Source organism: Neorhizobium galegae, from assembly GCF_017877055.1.
In the GTDB taxonomy this organism is placed as follows: Bacteria; Pseudomonadota; Alphaproteobacteria; order Rhizobiales; family Rhizobiaceae; genus Neorhizobium; species Neorhizobium galegae_D.
On the sequence record NZ_JAGIPG010000003.1, the window covers coordinates 356097 to 372827 of the forward strand.

Here is a 16731-nt window from a genome sequence, read left to right on the forward strand (position 1 = left end):
GATGTTTCGCCATAACGCCGCCGCCGCCGTGGATCGTGTCCAGATTGTCCGGGTAACCCGACGCCTCGGGTCGAAACAATGGTTTAGCAAGCCGAGAAATGCAGGATTCCGCTTCGTCGCGACTCATCGAGCCCCTGCTTTTAACGCTGTTTTGACGCTGCTTTGACAGCGGCGCGCTAGGGCAGCTTTGCGGTTCCCAAGGATGCTCTTCATGCTTCAATTCGTCGATGGCCACAACGCTCGCATGCGCTACCGAATCGCAAGTATGCCTGCCGCACTCTTGTCAAGGGCCGCTTTTGTGTCAGACTGCCTGCTGGACGGGCAGCCCAGGTTCGATGAGATGATCGAGCGGGGCACAACACGAGTTGGGCCGATGGATCGCATGGATGCAAAACATGCAGTGTTCCGGATGTACCTGCTTGGCCCGTTCAGTCTTGTCGACAGCAAAGGAAAATCTGCCACACCCCGGTCCCAAAAGGCCCAGGCAATTCTTGCGATGCTTGCTCTGTCTGCGCGGGGATCCCGCTCGCGGGTTTGGCTGAGAGACAAATTGTGGAGCGACCGGTCTGAGGATCAGGCGGCTGCGAGCCTAAGGCAGGCCCTGTTGGATATTCATAAGGCCCTGGGTTCGTCCCGCGATCTCATCATCGCCGACAAGAACACGGTGTGGCTGGACATGGACCGCATCGCGCTCGACACAGAGGAGATGCTCCGCAGCGAGCGTCTGGTGGATCAGATCACCGACGAACTGCTCGAAGGGATGGATATCCGCGATCCTGAATTCGAAGATTGGCTGACCGTCGAGCGACAGAACTGGTACCGACGCATCGAAGAAGGGCGCGTCGATGACGTGTTCGAACCGCGGCAGCAACCTCGCCGCGACGTCAGCACGCTATCAGCGCTCTTGCCTTTGACAGGCTTGCCTGACCAGCGCCCGACCAATATTCCCTCGGCAGCTGCAGGCAATGATCCGGATAAACCGCCTTCGCCGGACAATATTCAGTGGACCATCGCTCTTAAGCCGCCGATTGTCATCGGCGCCGGAGATGGGGGGCAGATCGCGGCATTGCAGTTTCAGAACCTGCTCGCCAAGGCGATCTTTGACGGATTGGGGCTCGGCATTACCGATCTCTCCTTCGACCCGCACCTTGGCCAACCGGACCGAAAGATGGGCCTGCCACTGTGTCTTCAACTGCGGCTGACATTCGATGGCAGTCAGGTGTTGGTCGAGCTGGCGATCAAGCATCTGCTTGACAACCGGATCATATGGCTTGGCAGCCGTATGATCGGACGTACCCAGATGGAGCGGTCCGAATACGGGGTCGCAGCGGCTCTGATCAGTCAGGCAGTCGACCAGTTGTCGCTGTTTCAGGAGATGAGCGCCGGCGACGGTCGCCTGACCCGCGATGGTCTCTTCATCGATGCGGTGAACGCGATCTTCCGGCTTTCGAGAGGCGATCTCGAAAAAGCGGAAAAACGGCTGCAGGAGCAGGTTCAATATCAGCCGCGAGCGTCTGCCTTCGCCTGGCTGTCCTTCATCCGCACATTCCAGGTCGGCCAGCGCTTTAGCGCGCTGGATGCGCATCTGATCGAAGAAGCCCAAGCCTATGCGCGAAAGGCTCTTGAACTCGATCCGAATAATTCCGTCTCCCTGGCGCTGGTCGGACATGTCCACTCTTTCCTATTCCGGGAGTACGATTACGCTGCCGGTCTGTTCGAGAAGTCGATCCGTTTGAACCCGGCCTTGCCGTTGGGGTGGGATCTCTATGCCATGCTGCACTGCTATGCGGGGCAGCCGGAGAAGGCCAGCGCAATGGCGCGGTGGGTTCAGGAGCTCGGCGTCTACAGCCCTCACAAATATTACTTCGACACGACAAAATGCATCAGTGCCGGGTTGGCGGGAGACCACGTGGCAGCCATAGCGGCAGGCGAGGATGCCCTGCATTCACGGCCGAACTTCAATAGCCTGTTGCGCTATCTCGCCTCCAGCCACGCTCACTCGGGCAATCTGGAGGCCGCACGCCAATATGTGGAGCGGCTTGATACGGTTGAAAACGGGTTTTCGATAACGTCGTTTCGCGGCACCGGCTATCCATTGCTCAGCACCGGCGGCGGGAAGCTGCTGCTCGACGGCCTGATCAAGGCTGGCGCCAGAATTCGCTAAGGCAACATTCACGATGATCTCATTTGGGGAGGCCGGGGCATGGTAGGGGAAACAAATCTGGATACGCAATCAAAGATTGTGCAATTCATGAATTCTTATAAATTCAGAGTTGAACCTGATACGGTTCTTCCTTGCGAGCCGAGGCCCGTCGAGGCCATTCCGGAGGCGGTAGAGCCGTCTCCCTCCGTTCCCCCTGCGCCGTCTCTCTCGCGTGAGGAAGAGCTATCCATAGACGAGCCTCGGTTGATGATGGCGACAATGGCAGCTGCCTCGGTCCTCAATAAGAGCGTTGCGAACAAGTCGGTGCTCAACAAGGCCACGCTGAACAAGAACAAGAATAAAAACAAAAATAAGAACAAGAATAAAAACAAGTCGACGATGGACGGCGCGAGTCTCGGCGTATCGCAGCTCATTCCGGCGTTTGAATTGCGCCGATTGCATCAGCAGCCGTCGCGCAACGCGTTCACGGCCGCGCGGCGCTTTACCTGGGAAATGCTCGACATCCCGCCACCACCCGGTCCGGACTACACCCGGCTGGAAGCTGCGGTCCTGCTTTCCATGCAGCGGCGCGATCGTGAGCGGGCGAGGCGATTGCCCGACATCGAGGCTGAGGCGACTATTTCCGTGTCGGAATTCACCCGCGCTTTGTATATCGAGGACATCGGCGGGTTCGAACAGACCGAGGGATTGTTTCAGGCGATCTTGACTGCCTGCGAATATGTCGGACTTCTCTACAAGAGCCAGTTCAACAGGCTCCGGCCGAACCAGTTCGAATCCCTGTTGCGGCCGCTTCTGCCCGTGCCGGTGCACGAATCCTACCCCAGCAACCATGCCTTCCAGTGCTTTTCGATCGTATTCGCCTTCTCGACGATCCTGCCCGAACATCCGGCAACGGACGAACTCGCCCGTATTGCGCAGAACGTTGCTGAAAATCGTGAGTGGGCAGGATTGCATTATCCGAGCGATACGCAAGCCGGTAGGGATCTGGCCCGGCGTTTCGCCCCATACCTCCATGATGCCTTCGGGCCGCTTTTCCAGGCGGTCCACGACGAATGGGTTTGAGGTCGATTCTATTCTTTGGGGAGAACGAAGATCATGACGTCCGCCGACATGGAAGTGCTGCAAGCTGCACCGATGAACTACTACTATCTCTGGCATCTGACGGCCTTGGGTGTCATCGATGCCGATTACGGTTCGCCGCCGATCGTACCGCCGTCCGAGAACGAGACTGCCGCGTCGCCGGTCCCTGACCCGGAGATCGGGGGAAGTGTCTGGGATACGATTGCGGCTACCGGTTCAACCCATCCCGCCCGCGTGGCGCTGATCGATGTTGGGATAGCGCCCGATCATCCGAATCTGGCGACCCGGCTTGATCGTGAGGCGTCGATCGACCTTACGACCCATCGCTACGGTTCGCGCGTGGCCGAAATCCTCGATGCGACCACATCCTTCGATCGTGAAGAAAAGCAGGCGTTCTTCGCCGGGCTTGATATCACCCCTTTGGGAAATCTCGGCCTATCCAACGATGATCGGGAATATCTCGACGACATTGTCGCGGAATACGCGGCTTCGCAGGGCGTTGTCCGACGGCTGTTCCATCCGGAGTCGCTTTTTGCTTCCCATGGCACCTGCTGTGCCGGCCTGATCGCCGGCGAACCGGCCGTGGCGACGCAGGACGGAGGTCCCTCGGCTCTCCCCGAGGGCGTATTCTACGGTGATGGCGGCACGCCATGCCCGAGCGCCAATCGCAACGTTCTTCCCTATTTCGGTGTCGATCCCTTCTCCCGGCTGATCTCGATCAGGACGTCTTTCGAGGACGATGTCCTGCAGTTCATCGCCGCATTCCTCTACGCCTACCACCAGCGCGTCGATGTCATCGTCCTGCCACGCGGCTTGCCGGACCCGAAGCGCAGCCGGGTTATTCCGAAGAACGAATTGAAGGCCGATCTCGAACGGTGGAAAAATCAAATCGCTGCCGATTTGTTCGTCCGTATTTCACTGGCCGAGCAGGGGGGCCCCGAGCTGGAGCCGAAAGCCCCGCAAAAGGGATCAAACCCCGATAGGGCGTGGCATATCCTGAAGCAGCTCATCGTCGCCATCAGCCACCATATTCCAATCGTTTGCGCCGCAGGCAACAGCGGTGAAAGTCAGTTGATCTATCCGGCCAATCTGGCTGCCGATGACAACGGGATAATCGCCGTCGGCGCGGTCACGGTCGAGGGATACCGCTCAGGATACAGCAATTACGGGGAGGGGCTTACAGTCGTCTCGCCATCCGATGACGGCGAAGTCTTCAATCGTCATCAATTGCGCGTCGACCGCCTGTCCCCTTTCGCCGCGCAACACGACCATGAGGCATTCGGGCTGCGGGAATATAGGTATTCTCACTTCTCGCTGCTGACGACCGACCTGCCCGGCGCATTCGGTTACGACCGGGGTGCTGATCCATGGTCGTCCATGGTGCCGTCAGGAGCCAATCCCGGCATTGGCGGAGGTTACTACACCACGTTCGGGGGCACGTCCGGAGCCTCAGCGCAGGTGGGGGGTATCTGCGCCTTGATCCAACGCGCATATAAGAGCCAGAACGGTGGCGATGCACGGCTCTCCGGCCCTTCGGTCAAGTCAATCCTCCAGTCCACGGCCCGGCTGGATGCGATGGTAGCGCCGGGAATACGCGCACTGACCGCCGACTGCATGAATGCGGATGGCGAAGATGCCCTCGATATGAGCTATTTCTTCGGGTTCGGCCTGCCCGATGTCCCGGCAGCTATCGCCGCCGTATTGTCTCCGTGAGCCGATTCTCGGCGAGATCACCAGGATTGAAGCCCCCTCAAAAAGGGGGCTTTTTTTGTCGGCGAAGCTTCCTTTTCACGGAAGTTTAACGCGGTGCTGGCGTGCCGATGACGGGTTCAAAAGAAGCTCCTCTCAACGGAAGACTAGACGAGATCGTGGTTTCAAGCTGGAGGGCCGTCGGTACGGCCGGTTCTGGCGCCAACTAATCTTCCCTGAAGTGGCGCGCCTCATGACGAGGTTCGAAGCGTCCGGGTGAGGAGAGCTGAGATGTCTGCTTATCAGGTAGATCCGTTGGCGGATCAGGCGAGAGCTTTGCTCCAGCGCAATCCGCTCTTTTCAAAGTCCGGTTTCGTGAATGTGGCTGCAACGGGCAATATGCTGAAACAGCGACCCCGTTATGCCCGAATTCTTGCCGCCGCTTCCGAACTGCCGGGTTGCGGAGAAAGGGTCGAGGCGTTGGCCCGTTATTTCCCGGGCCTTGCTGATGGCGGATATCATGATGCCGACGCGTTCCTGCCCACCGCAGCCTTCTTGCCCGTGCGAAGCGACCCTTATCGGTCTCCCGCGCTGGCGGCTTGGATGGATGAGCTTCAGCGGGGGCTGGAAAGTTACGTCGCCGGCGCCAGTTCTGAAGTTGTGGACTACAGCCTGCAGCCTGATCTTGTGGCTGAGGACCTTGCGCTCGAACGCCGTCCTGCCCGCCGGCTTGCCTGTGGTATCGGTCTCGTCCTGATCGACAGTCTGGAAGCGAGCCGCACCATGCGCAAGCGCATCGCTCATTGCCAGCCGTCCGATCCCGGCTTCGAACAGACCCGGATGAGCGACCACGACCTGGACCGGATCGACGATCATCTCACCAAGGCAATCGAATTCATTTCGACCGTCGATCCCGGTGGCCATCAACGGCTTACTGCAGGCCTTCACACACTTTATGTCGGAACCCGGCCCGGCGCGATAAGCTCGTTCTCCAGTTCCGGCGACCTGCCGGGGAGTGCCGTCGTGGTCCTGTCCCAGGAAAAACTGGACGCCGAAGACTATCCGGCGACTGCCGCTGAGCTTCTGCGCGAAGTGGGGCACGTCCTGCTGCGGCTGTATATGGCGGCAGCGCCGTTATCGCTGCCCGCCGAGCCGCGATACCTATCGCCATACACACACAGTTTACAGACGCTCGAAAGCATCCTGCATACGGCCTACGCCATTCCCTGGGAGTGCGCCGTCCGCATCGCATGCTTGCCTTTCAGAGCACCGCATGAGCACCGCGCGCGGGAAGCAGCCTTTGTCATTGCGTATGCTGCCCGCCTAATTCCGCTCATCGATATCGCCCGCGAGGGGATCGAGCGTCTGGGCGGCGATGTTCTTCTCGACCTCCGGGACATCGCCGTCATTCCATCCTGGGGCGCCGCAATCCTGGCGCTCATTGACCGGCTTCTGGAATGCGAGCCGCCGGCTCGGCGCAAGGCCTATTATGCCCAGCGCCTGTGTGTCGTGGATCGTCAGGCCTGGGATCTCGGGCAGGTGCTTCTGCGGGGGGAGCAGCCCATCGATCCGAGAATGGGCCGCCCGATGCTGCAGGGCAGCGGCGAAGGTCTGAGCCTCTGGTACGATGGCCGGCTCCATATGGTCCGCAAAGCCGGCAGGCAGCCTCCCGATGAGTTTTCCATCCAGGATGTCGCGCTGGCGGGAACGTCAAGTTCGACGGTGATGGAGCATGCGTGACGGGTGAGCGCGGTTCCTGTGAATTCTCAGCAGTTCCCGACCGGTTCAAGCAAGGTAAACGATCATGAGAGCCTTCGAATATCATGCCGATCTCTTTGATGTCATTCACGACACGGATTTCGTAATTCTCGGATGCGGAAGCCTCGGCTCCCAGATCGCCTCCCAGCTTGCAGCGCTTGGGGCTCGCAATTTCTTCCTGGTGGATGGAGGCCGCATCGAAGAAAGCAGCCAAAAACGGATGACCTCGGCGACGGCGGAGGATATCGGTCAATTGAAGAGCGACCGGTTGGCAACTTATCTCGCCTCCCGCTTTTCTGCCGCGGTCGCAATCATGACCCAGTTCGCCGATGGGGCGGAAGCTGCCCGGCTCACCTTGGCCCGTACGTGTAAACCATTCCTGATACTTGCAGAGGACGATGTTTCGCTGGCTCGCCAATTCCTGGCGGAATATCACGCGACGGCGCCCGTGCCTCCACCTTACCTGCATGTCGGCCAGCTCGGCCCTTTTTGTGTCGCGGGGCCATTGGTGGCGCAGCCGGATGATGCCTGCCCTTTCTGTTGTTCGACATTGCCGGCATTGGTCGACACGGGGGGCGCAGCCGCGCCGTCGCCGGCCGATAACGCCCTGATCGCTTGTTTTGCGGTTTCGCAGATCGCCATCGAACGCCTTACCCACCGCAGTTCATTGCGCGGCCATCGCTGGCTCTTCCATCCCGCCATGGGCCACGCCTCGCTCCATCCCGTTTCCAAGAGCCACGATTGCAAGGTGTGTCAACCATGAAGACCCTCTCTTCCCAGGACTACTATTTCTCGATCGTCGCGGCTCTGAAGCAGAAGAACGTGCCGCCTGGTGGGGAGGAAATGATGGAGGCGATTATTGCCGCACTTCCCAGCGGCTCGCGCAAGATCGTCGACTTCGGCTGCAATACCGGCTGGATCAGCCGCAGGGTTGCGCGGGCTTTTCCTCAAGCCGAAGTGATCGGCGTGGACGAAAATCAGGCGATCATCGAGGTCGCGCGCGAGGTGGCACGGTTGGAAGACTCGGCGGCGATATTTTCCTGCGTTGATACTGCCGCACTCCCGGATATCGTATCGGAGGCCGATGTCATCATATGCGGAGGAAGCGCTGCCTTTTTCGACCGGCCGCTGGATCTCTACCGAATGGTGGCGAGATGCCTGAGGCCTGGCGGACTCCTGATGGATTGCCACTATGTCTACGACGCCGACGCACCTCCTTCTCTTCGCCAGGAGGAGAAGGAAATGTTCGGCCTGGGGTGGGTGCCTGACGGACTGAACGACATCGTGTCGGTTCACCAAGACGCGGGATTGAGCGTCGGGAAGATCAAGCGGCTGCCTCGGTTCCATTTCGAAGACAGTGCCGCGGCTCGGCTGGCGCGGGATATCCTGCACACGGTTCCGAAGATGCAGGAATTGGCGCAGGCGATGGCGAAACGCCGCCGGCTGATCAGCAAGCTGGCGCATCACCGACACCCCTATCTGCTGGTCGCGCGCACCGGCGAACAGATGATTGCCGAAGGCTTGACGCAACGCGAACGCGCAAAGGTCCCGGTGGCCTTCGAAGCTGTCACGTCCAATCGCCATGTTTCCGCTCGCCACCCGACTGTCGCCCGGCGCAGCTTCTGGATGGAGACTGCAAGGGCAGTTAGCCTCCAAGGCGCATATTCATAAGACCGGGATCGGCATCAACTCAGGCCGTCTTCCGGTTTCTCAAAACAGCAGGCCGCGTTCAGGCAAACGTTCGTCGCGGAAGCCAAGCTTCTACGACCCGAATGTCGCGATAAAATTCTCGATTTCGGCCACGTCAGATTTTCCCCCAATGGGCAAACGTCGAGATTTCTCCGTCCAGGCTTCGCTGGCCTGGTTATTGCAGCGACGGTTGCAACGTTAAACGCGCCGGGTGAGCCTTCAAGTGGCCCCCGGCGCGCATTCCATTTCGGTTGGATCTGCGGCGATCATCTCCCATAGCTCAAGTGTCCTGAGCCACCGGACGCAATCACCATATCGAGCCGCCTACATTCCACCCGAGATAAGATCGGAAAGGATTTAGGTATGAATGCGGGTACGCGCGATGATTTCGAGTATATATCAGGTTATTCCAAGCATTATTGTCATCGACGCACAAAATTGTTCTTTTAAAAAATACGACCGTTGTGATATTCTATCGGAATAGCTTTATGCATCCGCTGAGGCGGGAGGCTCTATTTGCCTCACTCTCTCCATTGTTTTTCTCGCCGCCGTAATTTTTTACGGAAGTTTAACGCCGCGCTGGCGGGGCGATGACGGGTTCGAGAGATAGTCTCATCACGAAAGACGGTAGAGCACACGGTCCGGCTGGCTGGCATTGGCCGTCCCCGGGAGCACTCAACCGATCGGCAGGGAATATCCGCTCACAAACGCTTCAAGTCGGCGGAGCAGATCCTATGCCTACTTTCGTTTCCGAAGGACGAAGAGCTCACGGGAGCTTCGGCAGCACCGTTCAAGGGGCCGAGAGGAGATCCTCCAGTCATTTGGAAAATCGATGACAGCGACTGCTGTCTCGCAGACTTAAAATCAAACACGACGTCCGCATAAGCGGGTTTCGCCAAACAATGGAGTGAAAAATGACTGTGCCTATAGAGAAGATTGCGTTCCTCGTCGCCGCGGCGTGCATGGCCTCCTTTGCCGGACACGTTCTGGCCTATGACGGCCAGCGGTTGACTTCGGGAAACGAGGTTTCGTTCGCCGTCCCGGCGGATGCCGCCAAAACCGAGGCAAAGGCCGATACCACGCGTGACGTGGCGCAGGTCCGTTCCCCGACCCGTCGCGACAACCGTCTTACCGGCGACGAACGGCAGTAGAGCCCAGAAGCAAGCATCCACAGTTCATTCAAGACATCGATCGGTTGGGTCGCACCAGAAGCCGATTAGGCAAAATAAGGAACAACGACTATGAAAAACTCTGTCATCTCCACCATCCTCGCCATCCTGATGGCGTCCACCTTTGCAGGCGGCAGTGCCTTTGCGCAGGAAGGCGAATATTATGAGGGCGCCTCTCCCGACTCCGGCCATCTGGCGGTCACGGCGGATTCACTCGGCATCCCCTCGGTCACCCGTTATGGCTATCCGCAGCCGAAGCGCGATCGGCGTGTCGATATTCCGGCGTCTCAGACGATCGATAGCGGTGACTATTACGACGGCCTAATGCGCGCCCGCTAATACCGAAGGTTCGAATATAAGGTTCGATTATAGAGCGCCGGGATTTCCCGGCGCTTTTCCTGTCGCTGGTGGCTCGTATGGTTTTTCCCGCACCGCCTCGCCACCTACACCCTAAACCTGTCGCGCCGGTGTCAGTCGCGAGCCGAGCGATCTTCCTGTCCGGGAGGCCGCCGGTTCGAAGTGGATGGGCTACAAGAAGCTGGCCTCAAACAGCTCGCGGGAATAGCTCGCGTGCGTCACGCCCGTCTGCAGATCCTGCCTGCTGAGTTCATCGACGAATACGCCATTCTGCATGACGAGGACCCGATCACACATGTGGGAGATGACGGACAGATCGTGACTGACAAGGATGAACGTCAGATTGCGCTCCTCCCGCTGGTCTGCCAGCAGATTGAGGACCTCCGCCTGGATCGAGACATCGAGCGCCGAGGTCGGCTCGTCGAGAAGCAGGATCGGCGGCGACAGGATCAGCGCGCGTGCGATCGCTACGCGCTGACGCTGGCCGCCGGAAAGCTCATGCGGGAAACGGCTGGCGAAATGCGCCGGCAAGCCGACCTGTTGCAGTGCCTCCGCGACCCTTGTCCAACCGTCACCAGCGCCCATCGACCTGATCGGTTCGGCGAGTGCAGTCCCGATGCGGTGGCGCGGATGCAGCGAACCATAAGGGTCCTGGAACACCATCTGGGCAAGCTTCAACTCGTCGCGCGTCCGCACCTTACCGACCGGCTTGCCGTCAAACGATATCGATCCTGTCCATGCGCCCTCGAGGCCGGCAAGCGAGCGCAGCACCGTCGATTTGCCGCAACCGGATTCACCGACGATACCAAGCGTTTCGCCACGGCTCACGGCGAAGCTGACGCCGCGTACCACATGATTGCTTTTATCCTTGGAGCCATAGACGACATCGAGGTTTTCGACCTTGATCATGGATTGGTCTCCACTTCGATGGATTTGCGGTCGAGTACTTTCAGACGCCTGACAGGATGTTTGGGATCCGGCATCGCGGCTATCAGGCCTCGGGTATAGGGATGCGCCGCATCTTCGAGCCTGCTCAGCGTTTCGACGACGCGACCGTTATACATGACCAGAATGCGCTCGCAAAAAGCTGCGACCATGCGGATGTCGTGGCTGATGAGGATCAGGCCGGAATTGTTCTCCCGCACCAGTTCATCAAGCAGCATCAGAACGTCCTTGCGTACGCTGACGTCGAGCGCGGAAGTCGGTTCATCGGCGATCACGAGCTTCGGGCGAGCCAGAAGCATCATCGCAATCATCACGCGCTGGCCCATGCCGCCGGATATCTGGTGCGGGTAAAGAGACAGAACGCGATCGGGATCGTTGATGCGGACTCTCGCCAGCATGTCGCGGGCGCGCGCGACGGCATCCTTGCCGCCGACGCCGAGATGCAGTTTTGCGGCTTCGGCAACCTGCTTTCCGATGGTCAGGACAGGGTTCAGCGAATATCGGGGATCCTGCATGATCAGGGCGATGTCTTTGCCGCGAAGGCCTCCCATCTGCCGTTCGGTCTTTTCCAGCAACGGGCTGCCGAGGAAATCCATCCGCTCGGCGGTCACGCCGGCGCGCTGCGGCAGGAGCCGCATGATGGCGCGGCCGGTGGTCGATTTGCCCGAGCCGGATTCCCCAACGATGCCGATGCGCTCCCGTCCCACGTCAAAGCTGACATTGGAGACCGCCGGAATGGAGTTTCGGCCGAAGCGGACGTTCAGGTCGCGAACGGAGAGGACGGGCATTTCATCAAGATCTGGCATGGCGCGGGTCCAATAGATCGCGAAGCGTGTCTCCGGCGATGTTGAAGGCAAGGCTGGTCAACAGAATTGCGAGGCCTGGCATCACCGCGACCCACCAATAATCGAGCATGAATTTTCGCCCGCTGGAAATCATCGCGCCCCATTCCGGCAGCGGCGGCTGCGCGCCGAGGCCGAGGAAGCCGAGGGAAGCTGCCGTCAGGATGATGCCTGCCATGTTGAGCGTCAGCCGCACGATTACAGAGGGAATACACATCGGAGCGATATAGAGAAACAGGATGCGTAACGGCGAAGCGCCGTAAAGCCGGGCGGCGGCCACGTAATCCGCGTTGCGTACGACAAGCGCTTCCGCGCGTGCAAGTCGGGCGATCGGCGGCCAAGCCGTCAGCGAAATGGCGACGATTGCGGTTCCCAGACCGGCCCCGAGAGCAGCGGCGAAAGCAAGCGCCAGGATCAACGATGGAAACGACAGGACGATATCGGTTGCCCGCATCAGGATGGCGTCGGTGCGTCCGCCGAAAAAACCCGCGACGACGCCGATCACGAGGCCGATCGGGCCGACAATCACCGAGACGGACAGGACGGTCTGGATCGTGATGCGCGTGCCGTGGACGAGGCGGCTGAAGATATCGCGCCCGAATTCGTCCGTGCCGGCGAGATGCGCGAGGCTCGGAGGCTGAAGCGCGTCGCTCAATGTCTGGGCTGCAGGATCGTAGGGTGCGATCAGCGGCGCAAAGATCGCGACCAGAACCAGGATGGCGAGGATGATGAAACCAATCATGCCAAGCGGCTCGTCGGCGAGCTTGTGCAGAATACGGGTGGTCGAGTTCCATATCCTGGCACCGATTGCCGGCGGCCGGATGATGGCGTCGTCGTGAACGATATTGCTCATCGTGCGGCCTCCCGGGTACGCGGATCAAGAAGCGCGTAGGCAATGTCCGCGACGAAATTCAGGAACATGAAGATGAAACCAACAATGATGGTCGCCGCGAGGATTGCGTTCATGTCGCCGATCACGAGCGCATTGGTCATGTACTGACCGATGCCAGGCCAGGAAAATACGATCTCCGTCACCACGGCGCCTTCGAGCAGGTTGCCGTAGGAGATCGCGAGGACCGTGATCAGTTGGACGGCGATATTGGGCAAGACGTGACTGATGACCGTGCGGACCGGACCGACGCCCTTGGCGCGTGCCGCGATAACATAGTCCTGATTCAGCTGTTCCAGCGTGAACGCGCGGGTCATGCGCGTGATATAGGCCATGGCCATATAAGCGAGGATGCAGGCCGGCAGGATGATATGCGAGAGGGCGTTCCAGAATATCTCCGTCTCGCCTTCGAGCAGGCTGTCGACCAGCATCAGCCCCGTGGTAGGCTCGATCAGGCCTTCGTAGAAGACATCGACGCGACCAGGCCCGCCGACCAGATTGAGGCCGGCATAGAAGATGACCAACCCGACGATACCGAACCAGAAGACCGGGATCGAATGCCCGACCAGCGCGAAGACGCGGGCGAACTTGTCGATCGCGCTATCCCTGAAAAGACCGGCAGCCAGCCCGAGAGGAACGCCGATCAGGGTAGAAATCAACACCGCGAGCGTTGCAAGTTCCAGCGTTGCCGGGAATGCCTGGGACAGGTCCTTGGTGACTGCGTTGCCGGTCAGGATGGCCGTGCCCATGTCGCCGTGCAGCAATCCCCAGACGTAGACGAAGAATTGCTGGTAGAGCGGCAAGTCGAGGCCAAGCCGGACGCGCATGGCCTCGTAGGCTTTCGGATCGGCGAGTTCGCCGACAATGGCCCCGACCGGATCGGTCGGCATGACGCGGCCGATCACGAAGGTGACGCACAACAGGATGAACAGGCTGACGATGAGATGCAGAAGTCGTCGTCCCAATTCGCCTAACGAAAGTTCCTTCATGATCGGCTGCCTGACCTGACGTTAAGTTACTTTTCGGTCTTGGTGACGCCTTCCAGACGTGTCGTCTGGCTCGGATGCCCGACATAACCCTGCACGCGGCTGGTCAAGACGATAGGCTCGTAGCGTTCGAAAAGCGGCAGAACAGCAGGCTTCTGTGCAACGAACATTTCCTGCATCTGAACGTAAAGCGCTCCGCGCTTCTTCGCGTCCGGCTCCAACGCAGCCTTGGCCGTGATGGCGGTCAGCTCAGGAATGTCCCAGCTGGAACGCCATACGAAGTTGCCGGCATTGTTGGCCTTCAGCGAATTGTCCGGATTGCTCGAGAATTGCTCCATCGCGCCCAGGACATTCGGCATATAGGCCCCGGTTTGCGGGATCAGGAGATCGAAATCTCGCGCCCGGTGCGCGGCGATGATGTCCGCACCGTTGCCCTGCATGATATTGATCTTCACGCCGATCTGGCTGAGCGACGCCTGGATGGCGGTTGCAAGATCGATGCGCGGCGTCTGGGCGATCGTCTTGAGGTTCAGCGTGAAGCCGTCTTTGTACCCGGCTTCTGCCAGCAACGCCTTTGCCTTTGCCACGTCCAGTTTCCAATCCGGGCTCGGAATGGCAAATTCGAAGTTTTCCGGAACGGGAACCGTGCGAGCGCGGCCGTATGGCCCCATGATGGCCTTTTCCATGCCCTTGTAGTCAATGCCGTAGGCGATCGCTTCGCGGACTTTCGGATTGGAAAGCGGCTCCTTGCCGGCGTTCATCGACAAGACATAGAACCCGCCTGTGGGGACGCGCTGGATTTCATAACCCTGCTTGCCGGTGAACGTTGCAAGATCGGTCGCGGTCAGTGCGCTCGCGACGTCGATATCGCCACGCTCGAGCATCAGCCGCTCGACCTGGCTTTCAGGCACATGGCGAACGACGACGCGGCGCATCTTCGGCGGTCCGGCGACGTAATTCTTGCTGGCATCGAGAATGACGATCTCGTTCGGCGTCCACTTGTTCAGGGTGAAGGGGCCTGAGCCTGCTGAATTGGTTCGCAGCCACGCATTGCCCCAATCGTCGTTGACGACATGGCTCTTCAGTTCCTTGCTGTCGACAACGCTGGCGATGACCATCGCCAGGCGATAAAGCAGGAGCTCGGAGGTGACCTCGCCGGAAAGGTCTATGCGCACGGTCTTCTCGTCCGGCGCCGTGACCAGCTTTTCAACGTTGCCGCCATTGTAGCCGACACGCTTGAGATTGGCGGCGGCGGCCTGATCGAGTTTCAGGAGGCGGGTGATAGAGTATACCACGTCCGCTGAGGTAACCGGATTGCCCGAGGCGAATTCCGCCTTGCGCAGATGGAACGTGATCCCCTTGTCATCGATCTCCCACCTTTCGGCAAGCTGCGGGGAAATCTTTCCGGAACCGTCGGTCGAAACCAGGCGATCGTAGAGGTTTGCCATGATCTCGTTGGCCTTGGCTTCCGTCGCCTGATGAGGATCCAGCGAAAGAACCTGCGCAAGCGAAGTGGCAATGACGAGTTGATTGGCCGGCGTCTCGGCAAAAGCTGCTGGCGTGCCGAAAGACATGACGGCAAAGGCCGCACCGACGAGCAATCGGGTGCAAAGGTAGTTCATTGTAACTCCTCCCAGAGTGAACCAAAGACATAGCCTATTGTTCAGATGTTGTATGATGACTTAGCCAACTTTTCCAGGGATGGCAAGCTCGCTGCGGGAGCCCTCCGCAAGCCTTCGTTTTAGAGTGGCGACAGGCCAGCGATCTATCTTCTTGGTAATGCGCATTATCAGGTAATTTACCGCGGGAACATTAAAAGAAACGTCGATGGCAGCTGGCTGTTCCTGGTATGATTTCGCCTACCTGACCTCTACGCCTGCCGCATGAAGATGCTCGACAGCCGGTAAAAAATCATATTATGTCGTATGATATATAATACGCTTAGGGAGGATGTTGGAAATGTACGTGGGCACACAAGTTGGCGCGAGAGATGATGACGACTACCGCGTTTTCGCTCAACTGGGATTGAAGCACATCTGCGCAGACCCGCCCGGCGCGCCGTCGAGCTGGAAACTGGAAGATCTCGAACGTCATCGCGACAAGATTGAAAGCTTCGGGCTCATCCTCGACATGATCCAGCTGCCGCTTCCGTCGCAGCCCATCGAGAAGGCCTCCTATCCGGATATCCTCCTCAAGGGTCCCGATCGCGACCGGCAGATCGACGCGGTGTGCAGGTTAATCGAGGAAACGGCCAAGGCCGGAATCCCATCGGTGAAATACAATCTCAATCTGATCGGCATCCCGCGTACGCAGATGGAACCCGGGCGGGGCGGCTCACTCAACGAGGCCTTTCGCTGGGACAAGGCCGATCAGCAGGCCGCGCCGGGCCTGGCGGGCGTGCTGTCGGAGGATGAAAACTGGGAGCGGATCGACTATTTTCTCGAACGCGTCGTGCCTGTCGCGGAGAGCAACAGGGTGCGGCTTGCCTGCCATCCGCACGACCCTTACACCCCGCCCGGATACAGGGGCGTTACCCGGGTGCTCGGCACCGTCGAGGGCCTGAAGAAGTTCGTGCTCATGCGCGAAAACCCCTATCACGGTCTCAATTTTTGCCAGGGTTCGATCGGCGAAATGTTGGAGAATCCCGGCCAAGAAATCGACGATGTCATCCGCTGGTTCGGGACGCGCGATAAAATCTTCAACGTCCACTTCCGTAATATCGCGGGCGGAAAGCTCTCCTTCATGGAGACTTTTCCGGACGAGGGCGATATGGACATGGTTCGCTCCCTCAAGATTTATATGGAAGTCGGCTATCGCTATATGATCATGCCGGATCACGTTCCCAGGATAAGCGGCCGCGATCCCACGGGCGTAGCCTTTGCTTTTTGCTACGGCTATATCGCGGCCTTGCTCGAAGCAATCAAATAGTGGCTAGGGTCGCCATTCATGGCATTGGCAGCGCCATTGATCGAAGTTGTCGAGTTCGAGGGCTTTGATCCCGAACCATTCCCTTGGGATGCCCCGACGACCCGCTGATCATCCAATCGGCGGGTCGTCGGCAAGTGACATGGGCGCTTGAAATCGATAGCCACGTCGCCGATTGCCGACGGCGACTGCATGCTATGGGGATGATAGAGTCCCGCGCGAAATTATGACCGACGCG

Annotated in this window: 14 protein-coding genes; 9 read left to right on the forward strand and 5 right to left on the reverse strand. The window is 59.2% G+C overall.

The features are described from left to right. Positions 1–211: 211 nt before the first annotated feature. The 8 genes from J2857_RS20850 (at position 212) to J2857_RS20885 (ending at position 9888) form a co-directional block, all read left to right on the forward strand. A complete protein-coding gene (locus J2857_RS20850) occupies positions 212–2164 on the forward strand; it encodes an SARP family transcriptional regulator (protein WP_432420170.1) in 1953 nt (650 codons plus the stop codon). 39 nt (positions 2165–2203) lie between these two features. Beyond that, positions 2204–3226: a phosphatase PAP2 family protein gene (locus tag J2857_RS20855; RefSeq protein WP_210012014.1), complete on the forward strand. Its 1023-nt coding sequence runs from the start codon at positions 2204–2206 to the stop codon at positions 3224–3226. Positions 3227–3259: 33 nt separating this feature from the next. After that, a complete protein-coding gene (locus J2857_RS20860; protein WP_210012015.1) occupies positions 3260–4957 on the forward strand; it encodes a S8 family serine peptidase in 1698 nt (565 codons plus the stop codon). Between the two features lie 267 nt (positions 4958–5224). Continuing rightward, complete coding sequence (locus J2857_RS20865; protein WP_210012016.1) at positions 5225–6673, forward strand: aKG-HExxH-type peptide beta-hydroxylase; 1449 nt, start codon at positions 5225–5227, stop codon at positions 6671–6673. 64 nt (positions 6674–6737) lie between these two features. Then, entirely contained in the window at positions 6738–7454 is a 717-nt protein-coding gene (locus tag J2857_RS20870; RefSeq protein WP_210012017.1) for a ThiF family adenylyltransferase, read from the forward strand. Next, positions 7451–8362, forward strand: coding sequence for a class I SAM-dependent methyltransferase (locus J2857_RS20875; RefSeq protein ID WP_210012018.1), 912 nt, complete (start codon positions 7451–7453; stop codon positions 8360–8362). The genes J2857_RS20870 and J2857_RS20875 overlap by 4 nt, the downstream gene beginning before the upstream one ends. 932 nt (positions 8363–9294) lie before the next feature. Continuing rightward, positions 9295–9531, forward strand: coding sequence for a hypothetical protein (locus tag J2857_RS20880; RefSeq protein ID WP_037078964.1), 237 nt, complete (start codon positions 9295–9297; stop codon positions 9529–9531). Between the two features lie 90 nt (positions 9532–9621). Further along, a complete protein-coding gene (locus tag J2857_RS20885; protein WP_210012019.1) occupies positions 9622–9888 on the forward strand; it encodes a hypothetical protein in 267 nt (88 codons plus the stop codon). 189 nt (positions 9889–10077) lie between these two features. On the opposite strand, the gene J2857_RS20890 is transcribed toward J2857_RS20885, so the two are convergent. The 5 genes from J2857_RS20890 to J2857_RS20910 are packed head-to-tail and all read right to left on the reverse strand — an operon-like array spanning position 10078 to position 15142. Further along, positions 10078–10815, reverse strand: a complete 738-nt coding sequence (locus J2857_RS20890) for an ABC transporter ATP-binding protein (protein WP_210012020.1) — start codon at positions 10813–10815, stop codon at positions 10078–10080. Then, positions 10812–11657, reverse strand: coding sequence for an ABC transporter ATP-binding protein (locus tag J2857_RS20895; protein ID WP_210012021.1), 846 nt, complete (start codon positions 11655–11657; stop codon positions 10812–10814). Before J2857_RS20895 ends, J2857_RS20890 begins: the two co-directional genes overlap by 4 nt. Beyond that, the gene (locus J2857_RS20900; protein WP_210012022.1) at positions 11644–12546 is read right to left on the reverse strand and encodes an ABC transporter permease; all 903 of its coding nucleotides are present in this window, start codon (positions 12544–12546) and stop codon (positions 11644–11646) included. The genes J2857_RS20895 and J2857_RS20900 overlap by 14 nt, the downstream gene beginning before the upstream one ends. Then, entirely contained in the window at positions 12543–13571 is a 1029-nt protein-coding gene (locus tag J2857_RS20905) for an ABC transporter permease (protein ID WP_210012023.1), read from the reverse strand. The genes J2857_RS20900 and J2857_RS20905 overlap by 4 nt, the downstream gene beginning before the upstream one ends. A gap of 26 nt (positions 13572–13597) precedes the next feature. Beyond that, on the reverse strand, positions 13598–15142 hold the full coding sequence (locus J2857_RS20910; protein WP_245363719.1) for an ABC transporter substrate-binding protein: 1545 nt from the start codon (positions 15140–15142) through the stop codon (positions 13598–13600). A gap of 385 nt (positions 15143–15527) precedes the next feature. On the opposite strand from J2857_RS20910, the gene J2857_RS20915 reads away from it, so the two are divergent. Further along, positions 15528–16496: a mannonate dehydratase gene (locus J2857_RS20915; protein WP_210012025.1), complete on the forward strand. Its 969-nt coding sequence runs from the start codon at positions 15528–15530 to the stop codon at positions 16494–16496. Positions 16497–16731 lie beyond the last annotated feature (235 nt).

Excerpts from the sequence above, each read along its gene's own strand:
- J2857_RS20850 (WP_432420170.1), top strand. The coding sequence starts at position 212 with ATGCTTCAATTCGTCGATGGCCACAACGCTCGCATGCGCTACCGAATC.
- J2857_RS20855 (WP_210012014.1), top strand. The coding sequence starts at position 2,204 with ATGGTAGGGGAAACAAATCTGGATACGCAATCAAAGATTGTGCAATTC.
- J2857_RS20860 (WP_210012015.1), top strand. The coding sequence starts at position 3,260 with ATGACGTCCGCCGACATGGAAGTGCTGCAAGCTGCACCGATGAACTAC.
- J2857_RS20865 (WP_210012016.1), top strand. The coding sequence starts at position 5,225 with ATGTCTGCTTATCAGGTAGATCCGTTGGCGGATCAGGCGAGAGCTTTG.
- J2857_RS20870 (WP_210012017.1), top strand. The coding sequence starts at position 6,738 with ATGAGAGCCTTCGAATATCATGCCGATCTCTTTGATGTCATTCACGAC.
- J2857_RS20875 (WP_210012018.1), top strand. The coding sequence starts at position 7,451 with ATGAAGACCCTCTCTTCCCAGGACTACTATTTCTCGATCGTCGCGGCT.
- J2857_RS20880 (WP_037078964.1), top strand. The coding sequence starts at position 9,295 with ATGACTGTGCCTATAGAGAAGATTGCGTTCCTCGTCGCCGCGGCGTGC.
- J2857_RS20885 (WP_210012019.1), top strand. The coding sequence starts at position 9,622 with ATGAAAAACTCTGTCATCTCCACCATCCTCGCCATCCTGATGGCGTCC.
- J2857_RS20890 (WP_210012020.1), bottom strand. The coding sequence starts at position 10,815 with ATGATCAAGGTCGAAAACCTCGATGTCGTCTATGGCTCCAAGGATAAA.
- J2857_RS20895 (WP_210012021.1), bottom strand. The coding sequence starts at position 11,657 with ATGCCAGATCTTGATGAAATGCCCGTCCTCTCCGTTCGCGACCTGAAC.
- J2857_RS20900 (WP_210012022.1), bottom strand. The coding sequence starts at position 12,546 with ATGAGCAATATCGTTCACGACGACGCCATCATCCGGCCGCCGGCAATC.
- J2857_RS20905 (WP_210012023.1), bottom strand. The coding sequence starts at position 13,571 with ATGAAGGAACTTTCGTTAGGCGAATTGGGACGACGACTTCTGCATCTC.
- J2857_RS20910 (WP_245363719.1), bottom strand. The coding sequence starts at position 15,142 with ATGTCTTTCGGCACGCCAGCAGCTTTTGCCGAGACGCCGGCCAATCAA.
- J2857_RS20915 (WP_210012025.1), top strand. The coding sequence starts at position 15,528 with ATGTACGTGGGCACACAAGTTGGCGCGAGAGATGATGACGACTACCGC.